The organism is Roseovarius salis (genome assembly GCF_044472985.1).
GTDB classification, from domain to species: Bacteria; Pseudomonadota; Alphaproteobacteria; order Rhodobacterales; family Rhodobacteraceae; genus Roseovarius; species Roseovarius salis.
This window is the reverse complement of record NZ_JBISDG010000093.1, coordinates 1-1550: the sequence shown is the minus strand read 5'-3', so window position 1 is coordinate 1550 and position 1550 is coordinate 1. Positions and strand designations below refer to the sequence as shown.

The following is a 1550-nucleotide window of genomic DNA, read 5'->3' as shown; positions in this document are numbered from 1 at the left end:
CCAAGACATCATCCAGCCTGAAACCTATCCGCCTCCCCAAATCTCCTACAAAATTCAGGGCGTTTGGTCGCTCACAAACCATTCATACCCCCTCCTGTTCGGTCGCGCGGCCCGCTGCCGCCGCATCGTCGTGGCTATCGCCATCCGTCCCGTTGCCCGGATCGGGCCGCGTCGCCGGCGTCGCGCGCGCTCCTTGGGTCTCGCCCGGGCTGGTGCGATAGCTGAGGCCCAGCTCCGCGGCGCGCGCCGTGTCCGTCGCGTTCTCGCGATCCACTTCCTCGACGTCGTATCCGGTGGCCTCGACGACCTTGCGCCGCGAGGTGATGCCCGCCTCCATCGCGAGCACCTGCGCCTGGATGTCCTTCAACGGATCGACCCAGTCCCAGCGGGGCGGGATCCACTGCACCATGCGCGCGACCGCCGGGTCGGGCAGATCCAGCCGTCCGGCCAGTTGCGCCGTCTCCAGCCAGCGCGCCCAGACGGGGCGGCAGAGCTGATGCGCGATCACCCCGTGCTGGAGCTGCTGCACCCGCCGGAGGAACTCGACCAGTTCCGCCCGCAGGCTGGAGTAGTTGGCCTGGCGCACATCGCCGGTGACCAGGTGATAGGGCAGACCCAGCGAGGCCGAGACGCCGAGCAGCGTCCGGTACTGGAACGCCTCGTAGCTGCTGCCGACATCGGCCGGAGACGAGAACTTCACGTCCTCGCCGGGCAGCAGCACCTGCAGGGTGCCCGGCTCGAGGCTGGCGATGGCCGCGCCATCGGCCTCAGACTCCTCCGTGCCCATCAGCGGCTCTTCCGGCGCCGTCTTGGTGATGAATCCCGCGAACATCGCCGCGGTCTTCTTCCGGTCGAGCTCGGCGTCGTCGTACTGGTCGAGCAGAAACAGCCGCACCATGGCGGGCGCCACATGCGGCAGGCCGCGGATCTGCCCGGCATCGAGCGGGCGGTAGATGTGCAGCACGTCCCCGGCCGGCACGCGCACGGTCTCGGGCACCGCGACGCGCCGGTCCGTGCTGTCGCCGGGATGGCTGCGGCGGAAGTGATAGGCCACCCGCCGGCCGATGGCATCGAACTCGATCCCGCAGCGGATGCGGTTGCCGTTCGACGCCGTCTCGGTCTTCTCGAAGGGCAGCATCTCGGACTGGAGAAGCTGCATCTGAAGCGGCACGAGCAGCCCGTCCTCGGCGCGTCTTGGGCGCATACGCACGAAGCATTCCCCGGCGACGAACATCTCCCGTGCGACCATGGCCTGCAGGCCGTAGAAGTCGGTCAGCCCGTCCGCATCCGCCTCGTCGGTCCAGGCGAGCCAGAGCCGCTGCACCCGATCCCGCAGGTCCGCGTCGTCGATCAGCGACGAGGGCTTGATGCCGTCGCCGACAAGGTTCGCGGCGAAGGCCTCGCAGGCGTTGGCGGCATAGCCGTTGGTGACCACCAGCTCGCGGGCGCGGGCCAGCAGCTTCGGCCCGCCCGAGGCGACCAGCGCGTTGACGTTCTCCAGCGGCGGGTTCCAGCCACGCAGCCGGCGCCGGGACATCGCGCCCTCCAGG

At 69.6% G+C, this 1550-nt stretch carries 1 protein-coding gene; it reads right to left on the bottom strand.

The window, feature by feature from the left end; translation table 11 throughout:
* Nucleotides 1-82: 82 nt before the first annotated feature.
* Complete coding sequence (locus ACH13J_RS18295; RefSeq protein ID WP_397544776.1) at nt 83-1549, bottom strand: phage portal protein; 1467 nt, start codon at nt 1547-1549, stop codon at nt 83-85.
* Nucleotide 1550 lies beyond the last annotated feature (1 nt).